At 47.5% G+C, this 22,635-nt stretch carries 17 protein-coding genes; 9 read left to right on the top strand and 8 right to left on the bottom strand.

Going from position 1 to position 22,635, the window contains the following annotated elements; all coding sequences use genetic code 11:
- Positions 1–34: 34 nt before the first annotated feature.
- Positions 35–3,532, bottom strand: coding sequence for a PVC-type heme-binding CxxCH protein (locus ADIS_RS09010; protein WP_010854144.1), 3,498 nt, complete (start codon positions 3,530–3,532; stop codon positions 35–37).
- 158 nt (positions 3,533–3,690) lie between these two features.
- On the opposite strand from ADIS_RS09010, the gene ADIS_RS09005 reads away from it, so the two are divergent.
- A complete protein-coding gene (locus ADIS_RS09005) occupies positions 3,691–4,566 on the top strand; it encodes an AraC family transcriptional regulator (RefSeq protein WP_035805351.1) in 876 nt (291 codons plus the stop codon).
- Between the two features lie 3 nt (positions 4,567–4,569).
- Here the strand turns inward: ADIS_RS09005 and ADIS_RS09000 are convergent, their stop codons facing one another.
- Entirely contained in the window at positions 4,570–6,003 is a 1,434-nt protein-coding gene (locus ADIS_RS09000; protein ID WP_010854142.1) for an alanine/glycine:cation symporter family protein, read from the bottom strand.
- Positions 6,004–6,221: 218 nt separating this feature from the next.
- Between ADIS_RS09000 and ADIS_RS08995 the strand changes: the two genes are divergently transcribed.
- Both ADIS_RS08995 and ADIS_RS08990 read left to right on the top strand, forming a co-directional pair.
- A complete protein-coding gene (locus tag ADIS_RS08995) occupies positions 6,222–7,058 on the top strand; it encodes a CvfB family protein (protein ID WP_010854141.1) in 837 nt (278 codons plus the stop codon).
- A 67-nt stretch (positions 7,059–7,125) separates the two neighbouring features.
- A complete protein-coding gene (locus ADIS_RS08990; protein WP_010854140.1) occupies positions 7,126–8,052 on the top strand; it encodes an ROK family protein in 927 nt (308 codons plus the stop codon).
- Here ADIS_RS08990 and ADIS_RS08985 read toward each other — a convergent pair.
- The 3 genes from ADIS_RS08985 to ADIS_RS08975 all read right to left on the bottom strand — a co-directional run bounded on the left by ADIS_RS08985 (position 8,042) and on the right by ADIS_RS08975 (position 11,820).
- On the bottom strand, positions 8,042–8,437 hold the full coding sequence (locus ADIS_RS08985; RefSeq protein WP_035805349.1) for a hypothetical protein: 396 nt from the start codon (positions 8,435–8,437) through the stop codon (positions 8,042–8,044). The genes ADIS_RS08990 and ADIS_RS08985 overlap by 11 nt on opposite strands.
- A 134-nt stretch (positions 8,438–8,571) precedes the next feature.
- Complete coding sequence (locus tag ADIS_RS08980; RefSeq protein ID WP_010854137.1) at positions 8,572–9,555, bottom strand: nucleoside hydrolase; 984 nt, start codon at positions 9,553–9,555, stop codon at positions 8,572–8,574.
- A 39-nt stretch (positions 9,556–9,594) separates the two neighbouring features.
- Positions 9,595–11,820 carry a hypothetical protein gene (locus tag ADIS_RS08975; RefSeq protein ID WP_010854136.1) on the bottom strand — a complete coding sequence of 742 codons (2,226 nt, stop codon included), beginning with the start codon at positions 11,818–11,820 and terminating at the stop codon, positions 9,595–9,597.
- 455 nt (positions 11,821–12,275) lie between these two features.
- Between ADIS_RS08975 and ADIS_RS08970 the strand changes: the two genes are divergently transcribed.
- The 4 genes from ADIS_RS08970 to ADIS_RS08955 all read left to right on the top strand — a co-directional run bounded on the left by ADIS_RS08970 (position 12,276) and on the right by ADIS_RS08955 (position 18,815).
- Positions 12,276–12,845, top strand: coding sequence for an RNA polymerase sigma-70 factor (locus tag ADIS_RS08970; RefSeq protein WP_010854135.1), 570 nt, complete (start codon positions 12,276–12,278; stop codon positions 12,843–12,845).
- Positions 12,846–12,972: 127 nt separating this feature from the next.
- A complete protein-coding gene (locus tag ADIS_RS22290; protein ID WP_010854134.1) occupies positions 12,973–13,932 on the top strand; it encodes a FecR family protein in 960 nt (319 codons plus the stop codon).
- A gap of 86 nt (positions 13,933–14,018) precedes the next feature.
- Positions 14,019–17,339 carry a SusC/RagA family TonB-linked outer membrane protein gene (locus ADIS_RS08960; protein ID WP_051113291.1) on the top strand — a complete coding sequence of 1,107 codons (3,321 nt, stop codon included), beginning with the start codon at positions 14,019–14,021 and terminating at the stop codon, positions 17,337–17,339.
- Positions 17,340–17,486: 147 nt separating this feature from the next.
- Positions 17,487–18,815 (top strand): RagB/SusD family nutrient uptake outer membrane protein, encoded by a 1,329-nt coding sequence (locus tag ADIS_RS08955; RefSeq protein WP_010854132.1) that lies wholly within the window; start codon positions 17,487–17,489, stop codon positions 18,813–18,815.
- Between the two features lie 242 nt (positions 18,816–19,057).
- Here the strand turns inward: ADIS_RS08955 and ADIS_RS08950 are convergent, their stop codons facing one another.
- Positions 19,058–19,687, bottom strand: a complete 630-nt coding sequence (locus ADIS_RS08950; protein WP_155907327.1) for a hypothetical protein — start codon at positions 19,685–19,687, stop codon at positions 19,058–19,060.
- Positions 19,688–20,002: 315 nt separating this feature from the next.
- Here ADIS_RS08950 and ADIS_RS08945 point away from each other — a divergent pair, with 315 nt between their 5' ends.
- The gene (locus ADIS_RS08945; protein WP_010854128.1) at positions 20,003–20,791 is read left to right on the top strand and encodes a hypothetical protein; all 789 of its coding nucleotides are present in this window, start codon (positions 20,003–20,005) and stop codon (positions 20,789–20,791) included.
- A complete protein-coding gene (locus tag ADIS_RS08940) occupies positions 20,779–21,150 on the top strand; it encodes a hypothetical protein (RefSeq protein WP_035805346.1) in 372 nt (123 codons plus the stop codon). Before ADIS_RS08945 ends, ADIS_RS08940 begins: the two co-directional genes overlap by 13 nt.
- A gap of 558 nt (positions 21,151–21,708) precedes the next feature.
- Here ADIS_RS08940 and ADIS_RS08935 read toward each other — a convergent pair.
- Together ADIS_RS08935 and ADIS_RS08930 are read right to left on the bottom strand one after the other, a co-directional pair.
- Positions 21,709–22,305, bottom strand: a complete 597-nt coding sequence (locus ADIS_RS08935; RefSeq protein ID WP_010854127.1) for a Fic/DOC family protein — start codon at positions 22,303–22,305, stop codon at positions 21,709–21,711.
- Positions 22,298–22,519: an antitoxin VbhA family protein gene (locus tag ADIS_RS08930; RefSeq protein WP_010854126.1), complete on the bottom strand. Its 222-nt coding sequence runs from the start codon at positions 22,517–22,519 to the stop codon at positions 22,298–22,300. Before ADIS_RS08930 ends, ADIS_RS08935 begins: the two co-directional genes overlap by 8 nt.
- Positions 22,520–22,635: the final 116 nt, after the last annotated feature.

The following is a 22,635-nucleotide window of genomic DNA, read 5'->3' as shown; positions in this document are numbered from 1 at the left end:
GCATACTCCCCGGAAGTTCAAATGGTAAGTCGGGTTACTCAACAATCATGATACCGTTCATGATACGCCAGTGACCAGGTACGGTGCAAATGTACACGTACTCTCCGGGTTCGGATGGAGCCCTGAACACCAGGGATTCGCTGGTTTCGGGATCCACCAGTCGGGTGGAGGCGATTACCTCTGGAATCTTTGGTACGTAGTTCATGTCCGCGCCTTTCGGGTCCCGGGCCAATTCATCGGCAGCTTTTCCAACGGTCTCAAGGGTGCCAGGCTTCGCGATCACGAGATTATGCTGCATAAAGTCGTTGTTTTCGAAGTCGATGGTTACCTGTGCGTTTGCCTTTACCGTAAAGGACGGTTTGTCGTATTTCATTTCGTGTTGGATTACTCCCAATTTCACCGTCACGGTACCCGAAGCAGGCGTTTCCTGTGCAGATGCCGCGCCCTCAAGTGTTGATGGGCTGTCACCACGGGGCTGAATCAATCGGATGACCGAAGTTCTGGGGTTCATTCGGCCTCTAAACCAGAAGGGACGAGGATAATCTCCCACTTGGTTATCCCCCATATTGTCGTTGGCAATTCTGACCCGCTCATGGGAAAACGCCTGCTGGAACAGACCGCTGCTACGTCCGGTTGCGACCTCGCTGTCGTTGATCAAAAGCTTCATTTCCCCTTCGGAAAGCAGCTGTGCCTGTACGGTAAACTGTTCGGTAGGTATGGCTGCCCGTGTGGTCAATTTAAAGCTTTTGCCGTCCTGTTTTACCAGCCAGTGTATGGCGTTGTTTTGGATGTAGAGGCTATATCCGTTTACGTTGTTTCCCTGCGCAATGATCACCCCCTCCAACGGCTCGTCTCCTTGGCTGATCGTAGCGTTAATGTAGATTTCTTTTTGAACCACACTCGGTGGAAAGGGGATTCCTGAACGTCTATCCAGGTTGTACTGCTCTTCCACCAGACTTTTGGCAACCCTTTCGGTGAGCGTGAGAAGGGAATCCGGCTTTGAAATGGATCCAATCTGATTGACCTGTTCGTCAAATGACCTGGGGTGGGAAAGTGCCGCGGCAAAGATAGCCTGTGGGAGGTAGCTGTCTGTGTTGTTCTCTTCACTCAGACTAGCGTCCAACAATACCTTTCCAACGGCCGCGGAAGTAGGCATATCGGCAAGTGCCAAGAATGCCGCTTTGCGGACATTGAGATCCGGATCGTTGGCGAGGTTGGCACTTACGATGGCCTCGGCAGAGGTTTCGTTTCTGGGCAAGACCATAAGTGCATTTTTTCGAACACCTGCTGCTTTATGCTTCAACGCCTTCACGACGGTTCGGTTGGCAGCTTCGTTGCGACCATCCAATTCACCGAGCCCATGAAGGGCCCATAATGCATGTACTGCCGGGCTATTCAGCCCAATTTCATCGACCTGATTGTTGTCTATTATTTTTAACAAATCATCTACAACGCCTCTATTTTGGCTTTCGACGATCAGACGCTGCGCCGTTCTTCTCCAAAACATATTGTCACTTTTGATACCGGCTATCAAGTCCTTGTTGCTGGAAGGGTCGATCTTCATCACTTTACCCTCCGGCGAGCCTTTATACACCAGTCGGTAAATGCGTCCGTGTTGGGTATCTCTAAGCGGATTTATGTACGCGTTGCCAGGCCCATTTTCAAAGCCTTTTGGCGTAGGGTTATGTTGGATGATGAAATTGTACCAATCGGCGATCCAAAGTGCCCCGTCGGGGCCCACTTCGGCATGTACGGGTGAAAACCATTCATCCGAGCTTGCTAGGATATTGAAGCCATTACGTTCCCTAAATCCGGAACCATCCGTTTCCAAGATAGCGTTGTGCAGCACCCGTCCGGTAGGCTCTGCGACGAATGCCACGCGGTTCCAATAGGATTTCGGAAACTGTCTGGCCGTATACAGGTGATGCCCGGCCGCCGCAGTGTAGCTACCGTGCCAATCCACTTGGCGAAGGAAGGGCGTTAGGTGGGGCATGTCGTAGTGTGAATCGATTCCATGCACCGCATTTACGGAACCTCCGTGAATGGGTCTTCTCACAAAACGGCTTGGCATTGCCAGGTAGGCACTATGTTGGCCATTTGCGGTAGAAATAAATACGTTAAACTCTTCCGAAAAGCCCAGCCCCCATGTATTGTTACTGGTGGTGCCAAGAAATTCGAAATCAGTTCCATCAGGGTTAAAACGGTATACCCCTTGTCCAAAATTGAATGGCTTGCCATCAATGGTACCGTTAAATCCAGAGTACCCGAGCACTCCCCAGATCTTGTTGTCGAAGCCATACATCAGGTTGGAAGGGCCCGCATGGGTGTCGCTTTTTCCCCAGCCGGTAATAACGGTTTCCCTTACGTCGGCTTTTCCGTCTCCGTTGGTGTCTTTAAAAAACACAAAGTCAGGAGCCATGGAGACGAGTAGACCCCCGTTTACATACACCATGCTGGTGGGTATGTTCAGGTTGTCTGCAAAAACCGTAATCTTATCTGCTTTTCCGTCGCCGTTTGTATCCTCAAAAATCTTGATTCGGTCGTTTCCTCCTTCACTACGAACCTCGTTCGGATAATCTTCCGTTTCGATCACATAAAGCCTGCCTTTGTCGTCCCAAGTCATGGCCATAGGGTTTACAATGTCTGGTTCGGAAGCAAACAATTGCAACTCAAAGCCTACCGGAACCTGTACCAATTTCATGGATTCGGCGGGTGAAAGTGGGTGCTGGTATTGCGGAGGAGGGTCGCGGCGTTCGTAGTTGGGAATATCCGCATCGGTAAATTTGGGGGTTGGGATCTGGTAATCCGCCACCAGCTGGGCTACTTCTTCACCTATTGCCCAAAGTACGCCGTTCGCTACGAGCTGATGAAACCCAGGCTTGGACCAGGTACGCTCATCGTGGCCATAGGCAGTGTAAAATACCCTTCCTTTGCCCTCTTCCCTGACCCATGTCCAAGGTTCCCGATGGTCCCCTTCCACCCGCTCCATCAGCACGGTCATATCGGGGTTGATGTGGCTGTGTACATAGGTTTCGTCCCAAGTCTCAAACTCTTCCACTCCGTTCATTACGGGGTGGTCGCTACGGATTATATCTACGGTGAAGTCACCGACCCCGTGCGATTTGAACTGGCCCCCTACGGCCTTCACATACCAATCGGAGTTTCTGAAGCAAAAGGAAGCACTATGAATTGGGATCAATGCCCTTCCTCCCTGTACAAAATCCCTAAGTGCCTTCTCTTGGGAGGGAGTGATCTCATCGTGGTTTGCGTAGATCATCACCCCGTCAAAATACGCCAAGTACTCGCTGTTGAGGTCATCGGGATCAGAAGTATAAGTTAGATTGATGCCCTGTTGAAAAAGTGGCCTGGCCAGCATGGGCATTAGTTTTTCAGAATGGTGGTGCTGACTGTCATGGCCAAGGAAAAGGATTTCGGCCCTTCTTGGTCCGTCAGATCTCCGGTCTTTGTTGGTGCCTTCCCCGCAGGCAAACCATGCCAGGCAGGAAATCAATAGCAAACCGATCTGTCTCATCTTAAGCAGTTTATTTGGGTGTTTATTCTTTTTCTAATGTAACCGTAAAGTTGGAAAAAAAAAGGCTGCAATTCTCACTGTATTTTAGCTGATTCTGACTTTATTTTGACATTGTATTTCGACTTTTTCGTATATTTTGTGCAAATATTGTTAGGAAAATGAAGAGACCCTTTCAAAAAACCAGAATACCCGAGAGTAAAGCCTTCGTGGTAAAAGAGCTTATAGCTCCCCATTTTGACAAAAACTGGCACTTCCACCCCGAATACCAATTGTTCCTGGTGCTGGAAGGTAGGGGAACCCGATTTGTCGGCGACCACATGCAGGCATTTCGGGAATTTGACCTAGTTTTTACTGGTCCCAATTTACCTCACCTGTGGCGCAACGACCAATCGTATTTCGCTCGGGGAAGCGAGAAAAGAACCCACGGAATCGTCGTCTATTTCCCGGAAGATTTTATAGGCAGGCAATTGATCGAAAAGGAGGAGTTCGAATCGCTTGGGCAGCTCCTCGCAAGGGGGGCAAGGGGGCTGGAAGTAACTGGCGAGACCAACAGTAAGCTACGGGTTCTGATGAAAGAACTGGTCAGCCTAAAGGGTTTGGACAGTGTGATCTGCCTTTTTGAAATACTGCGGTTAATGGCCAGCTCTAAAGAATGCCACCCGATCGTGCAGGCCGGTTACATCAACCTGAACAAGGCCTCGGAAGAAGATCGCATGAGCCAGGTGTACGAATATGTGATGGAGCGATTTTCGCAGGGCATCATGCTGGAAGAAGTAGCTGCCCTCACCAATATGACCGCAAGTTCCTTCAGCCGCTATTTCAAATCCCGTATGAATAAATCGTTCTCGGATTTTTTGGCGGATGTGCGCATTGGCCACGCATGTAAGCTGTTACATGAAGAATCTTTGAATATCAGTGAGATATGTTATGAATCAGGATTCAATACACTTTCAAATTTTAACCGGCAGTTTAAGGACCGCATGGGTGTGACCCCTATGGCCTATAGAAAGGATTTTCAGCAACGCTTTGGCTAGCCTCTAGTCGTCGATCTTGTCCCACTCCTCTGTATGGGCGATATCCAAGGTGTCCGAGTTGAACGACGGATCCAAGCCTTTTGCTTTTTGTTCCTGATAGTCTTTGAGTGCGTCCAAGGCTGGTTTCCGAAGCAAAAAGATGGCGATGATATTTAGCCAGGCCATGATTCCCACACCTATGTCACCAAGTGTCCAGGCCAATTCGGCGGTGCGAATGGTTCCGTAAAAGGTGGCCACGATAATCAAAACACGAAGAACCGTTACCGGCCAGCGTCGTTTGCCATCCTTCTGTAAATAGCTGAGGTTCGTCTCTGCGATGTAATAGTAGGCCATGATCGTGGTGAAAGCAAAAAACACGAGCGATAGCGCTACGAATCCCGATCCAATGGTCGGGAAATGCTCGCTGATGGCGAATTGTGTATACTCCGGCCCTATGGATACGCCGGGCAGGTTTTCAACCAAGAATCCTCCCTCTGGATCCACCACATTGTATTGGCCGGTAAAGAGAATCATAAAAGCGGTAGCCGTGCAAATAAACAACGTATCTACATACACGGAAAATGCCTGCACCAATCCCTGCTTTACGGGGTGTGACACCTCGGCTGCCGCGGCTGCATGTGGGGCGGTGCCCTGTCCGGCCTCATTGCTGTAGATGCCCCGTTTGATTCCCCACGCCAGCGCCATTCCAAATACGCCGGAAAACGTAGCTTCCAGATTAAAGGCTGAGGCAAAAATAAGCCGTATCGCTGCGGGAATTTCCGTGATATTGATGATCATGATCACAATGGCCATGAATATATAGATAGCAGCCATAAAGGGTACGACAAATTGGGCGACTTTACCGATTCGTTTTACCCCACCAAAAATGACAAGTGCCAAGAAAATGCAGATTGTGACCCCGGTGATTTCTACGGGAATATTAAAAGCGTTTTCCACGCTGAGTGCTATACTGTTACTCTGAACTCCCGGAAGGAAGAAGGCCGTACTAAGAATTGTGGCAAAAGCAAACAGCATGGCGTACCACTTAATCCCCAATCCTTTTTCAATATAGTATGCAGGCCCGCCCCGGTATTGTCCCCCTTTGATTTCTTTGAAGATCTGTCCCAAGGTAGCCTCAATAAAGGCCGAAGAGGAGCCTAAAAAAGCGATTACCCACATCCAGAAGATCGCGCCCGGGCCGCCCATGGCAATGGCGGTTGCCACGCCCGCGATGTTTCCGGTACCGACTCTGCCCGATATGGCAATCGAAAAAGCCTGAAAAGAGCTGACGCCGCGTTCGGAGGATTTGCCCCCGAAAAGCAGACGCACCATTTCCCGAAAATGGGTAATCTGCAGGAAACGCGTTACAATCGAAAAGTAGACACCTGCACCCAAACACAGAATAATCAGGGCATTACTCCAGACAATATCGTTTAAACCATATATAAAATTTTCCATGCAACGTGGTTAAGGTCTTACTTTCGGTGCGCAAGTAAAGACAAATTCACTAAAAAATGCAGAGGTTCAGTTGAAAAAAATCACATTTTTGTGGTAGCATTCTTCAACGAATACAATCGTTATCGGGCAGATTCTTGGAGTTTATAAAAAACAATCCCTGGAATGGGGCATGTGATTTTTTCGTACCTTTACGTTTTTTAACATCATCAATAACATTCATGGAAGAACTAGGAGTCATATCCACCTTGCCCATTGCACGCTTTACAGACAACGGTGCCTACCTTACCTTATCGGATGGGGGAGAAGTATTGCTGCCCAAGGGATACCTGCGGGGAGACGAAAAGGAAGGAGACGAGCAGGAGGTTTTTATTTATACGGATAGCGAAGATCGCCCCGTAGCAGTAAAAGAGCGGCCGGTGGCCATGTTGGATGAATTTGCGGTGATGGAAGCCAAGGAAGTTACCAAGTTTGGTGCCTTTATGGATTGGGGCCTGTTGAAAGACCTGTTTGTTCCCAAGGCAGAGATGCTCAGCCCCATGGAGCGGGGAAAAAAATACCTGGTCCGCGTGTGTGTGGATTACCGGACCAACCGGTTGATAGGGGTGTCCAAGTACAGGGATTTTTTGTTGGAGGATACCCGGGGCTATCAACCCGGCCAAGAGGTACTGGCGTTAGTTTTTGAAGAGACAGATCTTGGGCTTAAGGTGCTGATCGAAAACAGCTTTGAGGGACTTCTGTACCGAAATGAGGTGTTTTCTCCGATCGAAGTAGGGGACAAGGTGCGCGCATTTATCAAGAAGGTACGCGAAGACGGCAAGCTGGACTTACTCCTGACCCCCATGGGCAGACAGAAGTACGACGAAGGCTGTGAGCAAGTGCTGAAAGAATTGTCTAAGACCGGGTTCCTGCCCTTGCACGACAAATCTGACCCTGACGATATTCGCAAGGTGCTTGGCATGAGCAAGAAGCATTTTAAGCAATCCATTGGTCAATTGTATAAACAAAATAGAATCCTCATTCAGGAAAACGGAATTTTGTTGGTCGAGGAAGAATAAGCACGTATTTTTTCGCAATGAATATTTCTCTTTAGTATTTTAGCAAATTAAATGAAGCGATAGCAATATGACAGATATAGAATCTAAGTACTTTTTGGGCATCGATGTTGGCGGTACTTATGTAAAAATAGGATTGGTCAAAACCAACGGGGAGATCGTCGAATTTCACAAGGAGGATACCAATCTGCTCCGTAACGACCCCAAGGGGTTCAACGAGGCCTTTGTGGATGTGGTCGGTGCCTACCTGAAAAAGTATCCCGATGTGGAACACGTAGGGATAGGTCTTCCGGGATTGGTCAGCAAGGACCGAAATACTACCCTGGAGATTCCTGCAATCGGTGAATTGAACGGATTTGGCCTAGGCTATGCGTTAAAGGAAAAATATCCGACCATAGGGTTTCACCTGGAAAATGACGCGAGTGCAGCGGCTGTTGGAGAGTACCACTTCGGAAGCGAAAAGACATCGGGCAATTACCTGTTCATTACGCTGGGAACGGGTATCGGAAGTGCCTTGATCATGGACGGGGAGGTTTTCAAAGGAGTCAGGGGAAACGCGATGGAAATGGGGCACATGCTTTCTAGGGAAAACACCCGCCTGGAAGTTCTCATTGGCCGAAAGGGAATCATCAAGATCATCAAACGAAAAATGCAGGAAATGCCCGACGTGGTAGGAGATCTTGCTTCCGAAGAACTTGGCATGCACTTGCTCGTACGCACGGCCAATGCGGGAAATGAAGTTTCGCTCGCCGTGTTCAAAGAGGTGGGAGAGATATTGGGAGAGGCGATCGTATCGACTGTCCGAATTCTCGATGTTACGGAGGTCTATTTTGGCGGGGGCATATCCGCAGGACTACCCCATATCTTGCCTTCCCTTCAGCATACCATCAAGACCTACTTATCTCCATACTACCTGGATAATTTTATCCTAAAGCGGGCTACGTTGGAAAACAATGCCGGGGTACTGGGAGCAGCAGCACTTTGCTTTATGGATTGAGCGTAGTGACGGTCACTTCGCTTACTTTATTGATGGCATTCAATCGAAAAAGAACCTTGAGGGGTTCTTTTTTTGTGCCTTCGCCGCATTCTTCCGCCGGCTCCAGGTAATAAATGAAGAAACTTTGACTTCTGTCAGCCAATTCCACGCGGTCAGGACGTCCAAATGTTTTGATAATTGTCTGGTTGGTACTTGCCAGAAAGGTGTTCTTGATTTCCTTAAGTTCTTCAACATGTTCCAACCGCAGACCCTTGCAGGCAAAACGGTCATTTTTCCAGGCCCCGAGGTCGATCGATCCTGCCTCCAAAACCCTACCACAGCCAGTTAGGAACATTGTCGGTATCGCAAGGAAAATAAGGAAGGGCACTTGGTAGCTGGATTTCATAGAAGGTTAGACTTTTGGTGATGAGAACCCAAAATTAAGGGGAAAGGTTGGATCTGAGGTTTCAAAAAGCGCATAAGTTTCCAGCCTTTCTGCCCTCACCCGGCAATATGGGCCAGGTGATTGGGCAGATTGGTCTATTTGGAGGCATGCTGATGAATCCGTTTGAATAAATCGCCGAATATCCGATCCCGGTTAAGGTGGGTTGCCACCCTATAAAAATGCCTTCTATGGTCAACGCTATAGGTGAATTGATCCGTCAGCAAGGGGCTGTGCCGTATCTCGGTTTGAAACCAACCTGGATTCACGATGTAGGCGATCACGGCAATGTCCCAAATTACTTTGGACCAGCCAAAAGGGTCTCCTTTGTTGTAACCCTTGAATATCTCTACGAGGTAATCGCCGATGGCACCTTGGCCTTTTAGGTAAACCTCAATTTCAGCCACGCTGGTGAGCAGATGAGAGGTTACAGGCTCCGTAGGTAGCTGAATCAGCGGTGCCCCTGAGTCAAACATGACTTTTGAGGCCAACAGATCCTGCATCAGGTTAAATTCCGTGGCGAAGGGCCAGTTGAGACCCTTTCCGCCTAGCCAGACAATAACAATATTATGAATAATGCTCGGATCCATCAAAATGGCTGATGCGACATTGGTTGGCGCGCCCAGCGTGAGGACATACAGAGGTTCCGCAGAGGATTTGGCCCGCCTGATCAGATCCTCGGCTGCAGGGCTTTGGATCGGTGCCGAATAGCTTTCCAAAAATGAGTCAGAGCCCTTCAGCACAGGTCCTGGAGGCTTCATGTCAAGTTTTTCCAGTAGACGCAGTATTTCCTCATAGCTTTTCTCCATGCCATCGGCTGGGCTGGTGGATCGGTTGTTCAGATACGGAGCCGCATAAATAGCTTCCAACTCGATTTTTTCCCTTGCCAGAAGGGCATATACTACCGCAAATTGGTCATCAATTTCATTATAGGTATCGGTATCGATCACCGCCCGGATTTTTCCAGAGGCAGGCTTGAGACGGTCCAATAGGATATCGGCAGGTAATCGCTGATACTGCTGGGCCAGCGAAAGGCTGCTGGTAAGCAAAGCCAATACAAGCAAACTGATTAGAGTTTTCATAAAGTATGGTTCATTGGGTTAATTACTGGTCAAAAGTACTCATTTTAGAAATAGCGGGACAAATGCTCGTAAGGAATAGGTATTGCCACTTATGTAGACACGTACGTCCCGATCGGATTCCACGGCCGTTGGGGTTCCTTCGTGATGCCTTACCACAAAGTTACAGATCTCATCGAAAACCAGATCCGGCTTGCCATCTTGGTTTAGGTCCAACGTTTTTCCGCTTCCCCCGCCCGACCAGCGACCCAGGTAGGTAGTGTCGAACACCTTGCCCAACGGAGATTCAAACCCATCGGAAGTCCATCGAAAACCGGCTGCCACCGATTCCGCCAAGGGGTCGGTCCCTTTTCGGGGATAGATAACTATATCCACCTGTGGTTCCTCGGTAGAAAACCGAAGGGGTTTCAACCATCCCACGCTGCTTTGCAGGGACGGAGCAGACTGATCTATGTGTACCTGCTTATTGAGGGCAATGAAATGCTGGGAGTCCTCTGAATCCGGATACTTGGTACTGGCCATTCGGTCGGATACCTCGATTTCGAGAGGACGCCCATCGTTTTCCAAAAGCGGCACCGTCAAGCCGAATTTCGAAGGTTGGAGTGGTCTCAGGCCTGTGACCACCGCATCAGGGGTAAGAATAAAATCCTGGGTAAAATAGGTGCCTCCTCTGCCGGTCACGTAGGTATAATGTACAGAAAATCTCACAAGTAGGGGGTGGACAAAGTGTACCTCGGGAATGGCCTGGTAGTTGGCAGGAAGGTCGCCTATTCGAACCCAATGGGTTCTTTCCACCCACTCAGGTCCCAAGGTAACGGCACTTTGATAGCGGTAATTGTCCAGTGTTTCGCCTGCCGGGGTCTGTAGCTGAAAGGGGGTTCCCGCTGTTAGGTCATGGATACCATCCGATGGACCGAGTCGGGCATCCCAGCCCGATTTGCTGATTCGGATGGTTCCCAACGGAGTCCAGCTTTGCCCATATTTTGGGATGCTGGCACCGCGAAGGTTAACGACCACCTGCAATCCGCCGGCATTGGCCGTCAGGGTGCCGAATTTGGGATCTGTTTCCAATACAAAGCCGCCCAACTCCGAGGGAGTAGGAACTGGAGGAATCTCGGTGTTCCGTATATGCCATGCTTCTGCCAGGTGATAGATTAGTGTTCCGGTATAGTTGCCCCACTGACTGGCCGGCTGGTATCCAATCCGATCGGCATGATCGAAGAAGTTCTTGGTAATCGAAAAGGATCCTGTCCAGTCCGGGTCTGATCGCTGCCACCGTAAAATACTTTGAAAGGCTAGGTTTGCCGCTTGTTTGTATTGACCTGCCACCCTGCGTTCCCCTCGGTTCCAATGCACGTTGGCCATGGCTTCGAAGGAAAGAAAGTATAGCACGTCATTGAAGACGTGATTGTCAGTTCTTCCGTTGGCAGGAGCCTGTCCATCGGGCGATTGAAGGTAAAGGGTGGCATGGGTACCGTTGAAAACGGCTTTTTCTATTTCAGAAGCAGAGGGGCCATCGTACCCTTCGAGTACCAGTCCCAACAAATTGCCTCTGCCGACGGCCTCTACTGCCAACGATTGAGGATCGGAGCTCCAATCCTGGTATAAGTTGTACTTGTCGGTCAGGATGCGGGCCCGCTGTGTCTGTTGCAGCCAGGCTTTCTCGATAAAGGCCGTTGCCTCCCCTCGATCCACCAGCCCAAGTTTTGCCCTGTCCCACTCGCCTTTCATGGCGTAGGTTCGCCAGTTGTTGATACGTCCTTCTTGGTTTTCCATGATCGTTTCCAGCGGCGTACGCATGATTTCCTCCCACTGCGAATACTGTTGCATTCCGATAAATGGTTGGTAAAGGGAGAGAGCCTTCGCAAGGGGAGCGAGATAGAATTCGCCATGGGCATCGGGTATTTCCTGGCTACCCTTACCGAGACAGTATAGGCTGTGTTGCATCGCACGGATTCCGGCATCCCTGAGTTCCTTTCCTCTACCCGCATGCAGCAAGGTGCCCACGGCATAGGCAAAATACGGTGTAGCATATTGATGCTCCCTGCCAAGGTAGGGGTCTACGATCGCTCCCAGGTCGTTTTGAAAACGGGCGGCCACCTTACAAGTGGCTTCGATTACCTCCAGCAGCTGCGCTTGGGAAACCTCCCGCGACTCCCATGGTCCTGCCGTAAGGTGAAACCCCGGTGCCGGTGTAGGTTGGGCAAAACCCAAGACAGGCAAAAGGAGTGCGAAAAGACATAACAGGAAGGTTGGGATTGGCGGCATGGGTTATCGATTGGTGTTATTGGCACAAGTTAGTGTATTTTGGGAAAATTGAGGGAGTACGAAGATGGAAAGGTTCGTGCCTTAAGAACTTTGCGTTAACGCGTATTTTTTGTATAACTATAGAGGTTATTTTATTAATTTTTGGAAGGTGATAAGTTGGATACCTGATTTTTTTGCCGTAGTTTTTCAACAAGTCAAATGGATATGCTTTTTAAAATGCGTACCTTAATCCCGGAAACATTGATCTTTCTTTGGCTCAAAGATTTGTACGTGCGGCGTGTAGACAAACCTGCATGCAAGTTCAATTTAACTGATTTGGTTTATTATACGCATAAAGTGGCTGGAAATCATCCCCGGTATTGGGAAATGATCAGAGTTAATGATTTCATAAACGTATTGTTGACCGCAGCTAGACTATTTGCAACTATCTTGTCATCGAAAAACCATCAACATACATGCTTGACACGGATAAGGAACTGCTTTCATTGATCGGGTTGGACGATGTTCGGGCTTTTCAGAAGCTATACCATAGGTATTGGGACCAGTTGATCAAACAGGCCTATGTGCGGTTGGGAGACATGTCTGCCTGTGAAGATTTGGTACAGGATATTTTTGTCGATATTTGGAATAAACGAAAAACCATTTCTGTACACAGTAGTGTGAAGGCCTATTTGCTCACAGCTGTAAAGTACCAAGTGTATCGGGTGATAGACCTTAGGCAGCGGTCTTGTGATCTGGAAAGTTCAGGGCTTATCGACCGGATGAGGGACGAGACCGATGTACTTTCATTCGAGGAAATTTACCATCGGATTGAGGTGGTAGTTGAGAAATTGCCCCCGAGGCAACGGGAGATTTTTAAACTCAGCCGCTTTGGCCAACTGAGTGCCCAAGAAATCGCAGAAAAGCTTCAGCTTTCCCCTCAAACTGTACACAATAAGATATACCAAAGCTTGACCTTCATCAAAGCGGAGTTGAAGCATTTTATTTTTTGGTGGGCCTGTATCCTTATTTTTCATTTTCTCTAGGCCGTGAAACCACGGATTGGCTCCGTATTACCTCCAGGTAATTCTTTCTTTTGAAAAAGCTATTATTTTTTTCGTTTCCGGAGGGTAGTAAGGCCTTCCTTTTTGCACTTACTATAAACGGCATCAAATGAAGGTACCCGATCGAATAGCGGAATTGATTGGAAAGGAGTTAAGAGGCAATCTAACCGCTGCTGAGCGCGTGGAATTGGACCAATGGTACTTGGATCGCGAAGAAGAAATTCCTCACCTTGCTCCTGCTCGCTGGCCCAGTCCCAACTTTCATTCGCTGAAAAGAAAGGTAGGTTTGCGGCCTGATAGGCGTAGATTTATTCAGGCCGCCGGGTGGGCAGCTGCTGCAGTGTTGCTCTTTTTTGGCTGGTTTGGTGGGGTATGGCGCAAGTCCTCGGTGGGTACGGAATTGCAGGTTTTGTATGAACAGCCATTTGAACGGGTGGAAAACCCCTATGGTGTCCGACGAACCATTACCCTATCAGATGGCTCTACCGTGTACCTGAATGGAGGTAGTGCGCTGGGTATTCATCGTAGGTTCTCGGAAAACCGCATCATCCAGTTGGAAGGCGAGGCATTTTTTGATGTAAAGCCAGACAGCATCCACCCCTTTGTGGTACATACGGTGGGTCTTGAGACAAAGGTGTTGGGCACATCTTTTTCCGTGAGGGCTTTTGAGGGTGAACCACAATATATTGCCGTAAAGTCGGGCAGGGTTTCGGTAAAGGATGTATCGGAGACGACACGGCTACAGGAGCTTCACGTCAATGAAGCCCTGGAGGTAGCCGCTTCGCAGGAGTTTGGCAGGGTGCGCCGCATCAACCCAGAGGAAGCCTTTGCTTGGGTAGATGGAACCATCATCTTCAAGCAGCAGCCCATTAAGGAGGTGTTTTTCGCACTGCAGCGGTGGTATGGGTTGGAGCACCTGGATATTCAAGCGGTAAACGGGCGCTGCCGAATAACGGGAACCTATTCCCAGATGTCTTTAAAGGAAATATTGGAATCAATAACGTATGCAACCGGAATAAGCTATGAACTAACAGGAAAAAGACTTACGGCAAAAGACGGAAACTGCTAATGGAGTGACGCTACTGGCATAGCGCCACTCCGACGGTCAGCAGAGTTCCATTCGGAAATCAGTAACAAACTAACCTTTACAAAATTATGAAAAAAAAGTTACCCGTCCTTCTTATGAGGATAACCCTACACATGTGCATGATCGGAATCCTATTTTATGTGGGTTCGGGCGTAGTTTGGGCCATTCATTCAGATGCCCAGATAATGAAGGATACCAAGATTACCTTGGTGAAGAATACGGATACCCTGGCGGGGTTTTTCCGTACGATTGAACGGCAGAGCAAGTTCAAGTTTGTGTTTGAAGGAAAGCTGGACACCAGTCAACGTATCGAATTGGCTTCGTTGGAAAGTAATTTAGAGGAAGTCCTACAGGAGGTTGGCCAAAAGGCGCAGCTTAACTTCAAACAGATTGGGGAAACTATAACCGTGAAACAGCTCGTACGGTTGGCTTCGTCTGAGCCAGTAGCTACCCGTGCCATGAGGGAAGTCGTAGTGACCGGTAGGGTTACCGACGCAGCATCCAACGAATCACTGCCAGGAGCTACGGTGATCGTTAAAAACACCGCTAGGGGTACTTCTACCGATATTGACGGCCGCTACAGTATCACGGTCAATGCTGGGGAGGTACTTCAGTTTTCCTTTATTGGCTATAATGTACAGGAAGTGGTGGTAGGCAACCAGTCGGTGATCAATGTTGCCTTGACCTTGGACAGCCGCAGTTTGGATGAAGTAGTGGTGGTAGGTTATGGAACCCAGAGCAAAAAGGACATTACCAGTGCCATTGGATCCCTATCCGTTGGAGATAAAAAATTGGCTGACCTGCCTATAACCGGTCCCGAGCAACTGTTGCAGGGCAGGGTGAGTGGCGTCAATGTGACGCAGAACTCGGGTACCCCAGGTGGCAGGTCTACCGTGAGAATTCGAGGTGCCAGTTCCATTACCGGTGGCAATGATCCACTGTATGTAGTGGATGGCATTCCGATCAATACGGGTAATTACAGTGGTGCGGCGGCTGGATCGGTGCAGCAAAACCCACTCGCCAACATCAGTCCGAACGATATTGCTTCCATTGAGGTATTGAAAGACGCCTCAGCGGCTGCCATTTATGGTTCAAGGGCATCGAACGGTGTGATCATTATCACTACCAAACGCGGTGCGGCGGAATCTACCCGTATCAGCTACAATATGTATTATGGTTTCCAGGAGGTAGCCAAGCGTATACCGCTTTTGGATGGCCCTGAATGGGGTGAGCTGATCAATGAGGCCAACCGAAATGTGGGCAGGCAAGAGCCCATCGCAGATCCCTCTGCACTTCCAACCACCGATTGGCAAGATGAGATCTTTCGTTCTTCGCCTATTCAAAACCACGAACTTTCCCTTTCCGGAGGCACCCAACGTTCGCAATATTTTCTTTCAGGCAGCTACTTGGACCAGCAGGGCGTGGTGATAGGAAGCGGATTCAGCCGTGGCAATTTTCGCTTTAACTTTGACCAACATATAAATGAACGGCTAAAAGCAGGCGTCAGCCTAAGTCTAAACCGGTCAAAGACCGATAGGGTAAGTACCAGCGACAGACAAGGTATCGTTGCCGTAGCCATTGTGAAGTCACCGGCCGTACCTGCCCGCCTGCCGGATGGCAGCCTTAACCCCAATGATCCCTATATCAGCAATATTGATAATCCCCTGCTTATTGCAGATCAGGTAACCAATGAAGCGTTTAACAACCGGGTGTTGGGCAATACTTACATCGATTACGAAATCCTCGAAGGATTGACGCTGCGCAGTACGTTTGGGGTGGATTACCTAAGCTTGGAGGAAATCTACTTTGTGCCACCCAATAACCTGACGGTGGTGGGTAGGACAACAAACGGAACCGGAACTAACAGCCATACCCAAGACATCGGTTGGATCAATGAAAATACGTTGAACTTTACCCGGGAAATTGGTTCAGACCACCGGATAAGCGCTCTGTTGGGATATTCTAATCAAGAGTCGGTCTTTAGCCGCACGATCTCAGCCGGCTCAAACTTTGCGCTGGAGAGTATTCCCACCCTTGGGTCTGCTTCCATCAAAAACTCTTCGTCAACAGGTAGCAGCTGGGGATTGGTTTCCTACTTCAGTCGATTTAACTACGGCTACAAGGATAAATTTAACTTTGCAGCAAGTTATCGGGTAGACGGATCTTCCAGGTTTAGCGAAAACAACAAATATGGAACCTTTCCCTCCGTGTCCGCTTCCTATCGCCTAGGCCAAGAAGCCTTCCTTCAGGACAAAAGCTGGGTAGAGGATTTGAAGTTCAGGGCGAGCTGGGGAAGGACCGGCAACCAGGAAATCGGCAACTTTACCTCCCGCGGTCTTTCCGGTGGTGGATTTAACTACATTGGTCAAAGTGGTCTGGCACCAACCCAGCTGGCAAATCCTGACCTGACCTGGGAAACCACCGAACAGACAAACCTCGGGGTGGATTTCAGTCTATTGAAAAACAGGGTTAATTTGACCGTGGACGCTTACCTTAAGAAGACTTCCGGCCTCTTGCTGGAGGTATTGCTGCCGCGTACCTCCGGATTTGTCAGCTCCCTCCAAAACGTGGGGAATGTGGAGAATAGGGGTATTGAAGTTTTGTTGAACACGGTAAATGTGGATCGTAATGATTTTCGTTGGACGAGTGATTTCAATATCGCCTTCAATAGAAACAAGGTCACAAATCTCCCAGGTGGACCCCGGCCTTTGGGATTTAATGGTTATGCGAGTATCGTCAAGGAAGGCTACCCACTGGGGACATTTTACGGTTGGAAGATCCTGGGAGTGAACCCGGAAACCGGTGACTATATCTTTGATGACCTGAACGGCGACAACAATATACCGTTTGCCTCGACAACGGAGGACGTGCAGGTAATAGGTAGCGCACAGCCTAAGTTTATCGGGGGTTTGACGAATTCCTTTGTATTCAAAAATTTTGATGCGTCCGTGTTTTTACATTTTGTATATGGCAACGAGATTTTCAACCAAGCGGAGTATTCCTACGGAAGGCTGCATACTTGGTTTAACTCCTCTACCCTTGCCAGAGAGAGATGGCGTCAACCAGGAGATATAGCAACCCTGCATCGTGCGGCTTGGGGCGACCCGTATCGAAACGGTTCGGTTTCGGATAGGGTATTGCAGGACGGCTCATTTCTACGGATCAAAAACATTTCACTTGGTTATAATATGCAAGGAGAAGTGCTTAGAAAATTGGGTGTTAGCAACCTACGGATCTACCTAGCAGGACAGAATCTGTTAACATTCACCCAGTACCGTGGATATGACCCCGAGGTTAATGCGTATGAGGATGATTCGAGGTTAGGGTTTGACTTAAGCTCCTATCCTCAGGCACGTTCATACACCATGGGATTAAATCTAACTTTCTAAATCGAACATTACGCAAAGCCGGACGACCATTAAACATGAAACCAGTACGCCGTTAGGCAAGGATTTCCCTTCCGACTGGAGTCGACCGTGCGGGAATCCCGATATTCCGGGACAAGTTGTGACCGTTAAAGAATAAATTATAGACACATGAAAAATATCGTATATCAATTACTTATCATTTTTGCCCTTGGATGGGCTTGTAATGTGGTAGACCAAGAACCCTTGGATGCAGTATCCAACGAACAGCTATTTGTGCGTCCGTCTGACGCAGACGCAGCCATTATCGGTGCGTACAGGCAGTTGGCTGAATTAGGGTTCAACTACGTCGTGTTTCCTGAATTACCGACCAAAAATACCGTCGGTACGGCACTTAACCGACAGTTTGAGCAGATGAATAACCTACTGTTTCTAGACGATAATCCATGGTATGAAACCTATTGGAACCAGCATTTTGTGTTAATTAATCGTGTAAACGTAGTAATTGCAAGGGTTCCCGAAATACCGGGAATGGACGAGCAGCGAAGAAATCAGGTATTGGGTGAAGCCCGCTTTTTACGGGCCTTTACCTACTTTAACCTGGTGCGCAATTATGGGGATGTGCCGCTCATCACTACACCGACTGTAAGCCCTGACATTCCCTCGCTACAGGTTTCTCGCGATCCGGTGGCCCAGGTATACGCCCAGATTGTCGAGGATTTAAATTTTGCCAAAGCAAACCTGCCCGAATCCTTTCCAACCGCCTTAGCTACAAAGGCCCGAGCCACCAAGAACGCTGCCTTTGCGCTTGGTACCCGCATTTATCTATTCAGAAAGGAATATGCGCAAGCCATTCAGGATGCGAACAGAGTGACGGGATCCAAAGGTTCTACGCTGACTATTCCCTACCAGTCTTTGTTCAGCAACAAGAATTCGGACGAATCCATCATGGAAATCAACTATGATCCACAGGTACAAAACAATCTGGCAACGAATTTTTTACCCGGTTCATTAGGGGGAAACAGGGTTATAGAGGTAAACCCTGACATCTACAAAGCGTACGAGTCAGGAGATGTCCGAAAGGAGGCCACCTTTGGCTTTGCCAATAATGGTAATTACATGCGGAAGTATTTTCGGACTAGCAGTCGTGACGATAACGTCATTTTGTTCCGTTTGGCGGAGGTTCTTCTTAGTAAGGCCGAAGCCCTAGCCGAGACTTCTTATCCAAACCAAGAAGCGGTGGACTTGTTGAATGAAGTGAGAAGGCGCGCTGGTTTGGCGCCTATTGCCCCGGCCAACCTTGCTGATTTTAGAACCGCGCTATATAAAGAGCGTAGGTTAGAACTTTGCTTTGAAGGGCACGAGTGGTTTGATCTAGTGCGAACAGACCGGCTGGCTTCGGTGATGGGTATTACCGACCGGAACAAAGCCATTTTACCGGTGCCTGCGGGCGAAATTCTCAGAAATCCCAATCTTTTACCTCAAAACCCAGGGTATTAAGTATACATCAGGGGTTTGTTTATCAGCTACACAGGGCGCTGGAGTCATTCCAGCGCCTTTTTTGGCAATACGCCCATGTCATGTTGGTTTCCTGGGAATTTTGCCTTGGATGATTTATCTGTTTTTTTACCATTTTTTAATTCGCAGGTAAAGGCGTAATTTTACAGGGTAGGCACATGGTGTCGTTTATTGCTATTTTAAGGAAACTGAATTCCTGTTTAATAGGGAATGCCAAGCGTACATTATTCGCTCATGCAGAGGTAGAAATTCTCCCAATTGGCACTTCCGAGTACCTGGGGCAGGCCACTGACCATCGTGCGCACACAAGGACGAACCGCCAACAAATGGCGATCGCCAAGCTCCTCCATTAAAATACCGAACCGCTGTCGAAGGTGAAGAATTCGCCGGTTATATTCCTCACGTGACAACTGTCCGCTCTGCGCTGCTTCCAACACCTGCTGCCGTTGCTGCTCCAAACGTTGAAAAAGTGCTTCCCGCTCCGTTCGGAATGTCTTCACAGCCTCGGACCGGCAATCGGTTAACTCCTGCATCAAGTGGCTGATTTGTCGTCGCTGATCGATGGAGGGCGTTTGTTGCAAAATACAGGCAACCAACCGGCCTGAGGGACTTCCGGTAATGCTCATCTGATTGGAATCGTTGTCACCATCGTAGACTGTCCTCAGCCCGTATGAATCCGTTCCGGCACTTTGTGTGGTTATTTCCCGGAACAATTCCATGGCGATAATTTCGGTGAGTTCTTCTATTTCCAACTGATAGGTAGTTGTTGGAACCACATCGATGGTTTCCTCACAGGAGGAGAGGGCGAAACTCCCCCAAAGCAATACAAGGGACAAGCAGATACGATGTAACATATGGAAAACGGTTAAAATGGCAGATAAAACTAACCAAAAGGAGCCTAACTCCCAATCAAAAACTATAAAAATGCCAATTAGGCCCCGAAAATTACCCCGATCAGGGTGTTTTTTGGGCGGCAAATAAGCCCTATCTTTATCGGTAGCTGTCGGCAGCGGATCTCGCTGAACGTTGTTGGGATCCATGGGGGGAGATAGGAATAACCTTGTAAGCGTCGACGAGATAGAAGGCAACCAAACCAGACCAATCCAGGAACAAAATGCGAGAAGGATCTGGGCAAACCAGACCAATAAGAAGTTGGCAACAAGCTTAAAATGAAACAGACAACTATCAAATTACTTTTTTTATCGAATTTTTTGTTTGCTCAAACTGACAAAAAATTTCTGAAAGACTTTATGCTCGGTAGCGAGTTGAAGCAAGAAAATGTTTTGGATAAATACAATCAATTCGACTTTTCTAGTATTTGGTTGAAAACAGAGAATAGTGAAGTTTATGGCATAATTGGGGATGAACACCAGCGAATTAGGATAAAGCTTTTAATTGCAAAGAAAAATCAAGAAAATCCTTATGAATATTCAATTTCAGGGAAGTCAAATGTTAAAGAAACAATCTGTGATTTTCAAGGGACAATCAATTTGGTTGAAATTTATGAAGTTAAAAAGCTACACTTTGGAGTTGACGATGAATACGCAAACAAGGGAATTAAATCACAAGGCATTTTAATTGCTGATTACGAATTTAAAGAGAATAAGGAACAAAATCACAGCGGAATTTTTAAGGGTAAACTCTACACCAAATGGTATTTGAACTCAAAGAATCAGATAGAGTATGACAATATTGAGTTCTTTTCAGATGGATATTTCAACAATTCTTTTGTTGGGATTTGGGAAAGCTATTCAAATGGGAATAGTAAAATTTGTAATTGGGCTGATTATAGAGTTCCGAATGCAAATAAAGACTTTGATATTGGAGTTGGTGAATTTAATGTGTCTGAAAAATATTGGAATAAAGGTTGGTTAGACATTGCCCTGAAAAACCAAATCCCAAATCACGCCATTAAACGAAGTAAAGGAAAAAAGAAAATAAATGAATGGTGGGAATAAAGCCAGTTGCCAACAGCGTGTATGTGGCAATAGCGGGTGTAGTGATAAATCGAGGGTCTTTGCTTCTAAGGAACTTTGTGCTAAACGGAAAGGAAAGTGCTTCTAATCCGCTACTGCACACACACGTTTTTCAGCTATACGCAGGCAGGGATTTTACCACTGAACTACCTACGATCCCGATAGCTATCGGGAGAACTTCAAATATACCACTTTTCGCACAGCATGCCCTGTTTTTCACAGGGGTGGTTTGCCGTGAGAGGAGCGAGCGTAAAGAAAACTTCCAGTGGAAGTTTTTAGTGAGAGCCTGTCCCGGTAGCGGAGCGTATCGGGAGGCCAGGCTGCGGGGGAGGAAGTCCTGAAGTCTCAGGATATGCTAGAAGCGAGACTGCAAACCCCGGTTCCAACGAATATGCCCGAGCACGGGAATGCCAAGGGGACGCACGCTTTGCGGCATTTGGAGGCCGGAAGGGGAGGGTGAGCAAGTACGACCTGTCCCGAAAATCGGGATCTTTGCAAAACCTGCCAACTATATCCCTTACCGTTTTGGTCACAGCGTGTCACCGTCTTTCGCTGTCTACACGTCACGACATTTACATGGCAGTTCACCTATGTTGACCATACCAATCAAGCCTAACTCCCCCGCATCTGACGTTGGTGCGCAACAGGTATTCTTCACAGCATCCCTTTACGGGCTATATTGTCCGGATAGCTTCGCACAATCCCGTTGCCAGAAATGCACGTATCCATAGGCTACTTGTAATGGAACACAAGGTTTAATCGTTCATTGAACGTCAAACAGTTATCAAAGCGACTTCTTGTCGCACTACGGTGGTCCCGAGGGTCGGGATAAATAGTGATGGCCTCAACCTGAGCTAGTTAGCTCAGGTCGGGCTACTCGATTATGCACTGTTCTTTTTTTAGGCAATTAGTTCAAAAATCAATTCTTTCAATGTTACCAAATCACTCTCTATTGTTCCTTTCATATATCTTTCATACACACTTTTATTGTCAGGAGGGTTTAGGTTCAGAATCAATCCTTTTTCCAAGGCCAACAACCTTAAAAACTCTCTTTGTGCACGTCCGTTCCCTTCTCTAAAAGGGTGAAAATAATTTACATTATCTAAAATTTCTGCCAACTTCTCTGCTAATTCTTTTCTTCTGTTTTTTCGAATTTTCTTGTAGTCAGCTATCAAAGAATTAATGTAGTTACTGGCATTATCAAAATGGGTGGTGGGAAAAAATTGTTTTCCGTCTTTACTTATTTCCACTATCCGTTTTTTGCCAGCCCAGATATATATATCTTGAAATAAATGCTTGTGAATATCAAAAAGGTTTTCAACCCCTTTAATCTTAATGGGATTGTTGTAAAGTTCCTCAAGCCTTTTTGTGACGGCTCCACTTTCAACAAAAAGTAGTACATCTGGGTCTGTAATTCCCAGAATATTTTTTAAAATTCCTGTTTTGGGGTCTACATAAGTATAATCAAAGTCAATGTACTTATAAAAATCAGACATAAGCCTTTTCTTCCGCAAACCTCACCAATTCACCCAATGAAATTTTGCCTACTACATAATCCCTGATTATTTCAACCCCTTTGGCCGTAGGTTTAAAACCTTCAAACATATTACTTCCTAAAGCATTTGCCGTGCTTTCTAATGTCTTTAAATCTGAAAATTTCACTCCCATGATCGTTAGGTTAACCCTATCAATTTCGATTGCAGCAAACATATGTTTTAGTTTTAATCCCTTGACGAATTTACAAAATTTCCGTCATTTAATTATTAGATTCTTCTTTTTTAGAATTCTGACTAACGTACACAAAAACCCTCAAATTTGAGCCAAAT

The organism is Lunatimonas lonarensis, assembly GCF_000390185.1.
Lineage (GTDB): Bacteria > Bacteroidota > Bacteroidia > Cytophagales > Cyclobacteriaceae > Lunatimonas > Lunatimonas lonarensis.
Note: the sequence above shows the minus strand (reverse complement) of the source record. Positions and strands in the feature narration are given on the sequence as shown.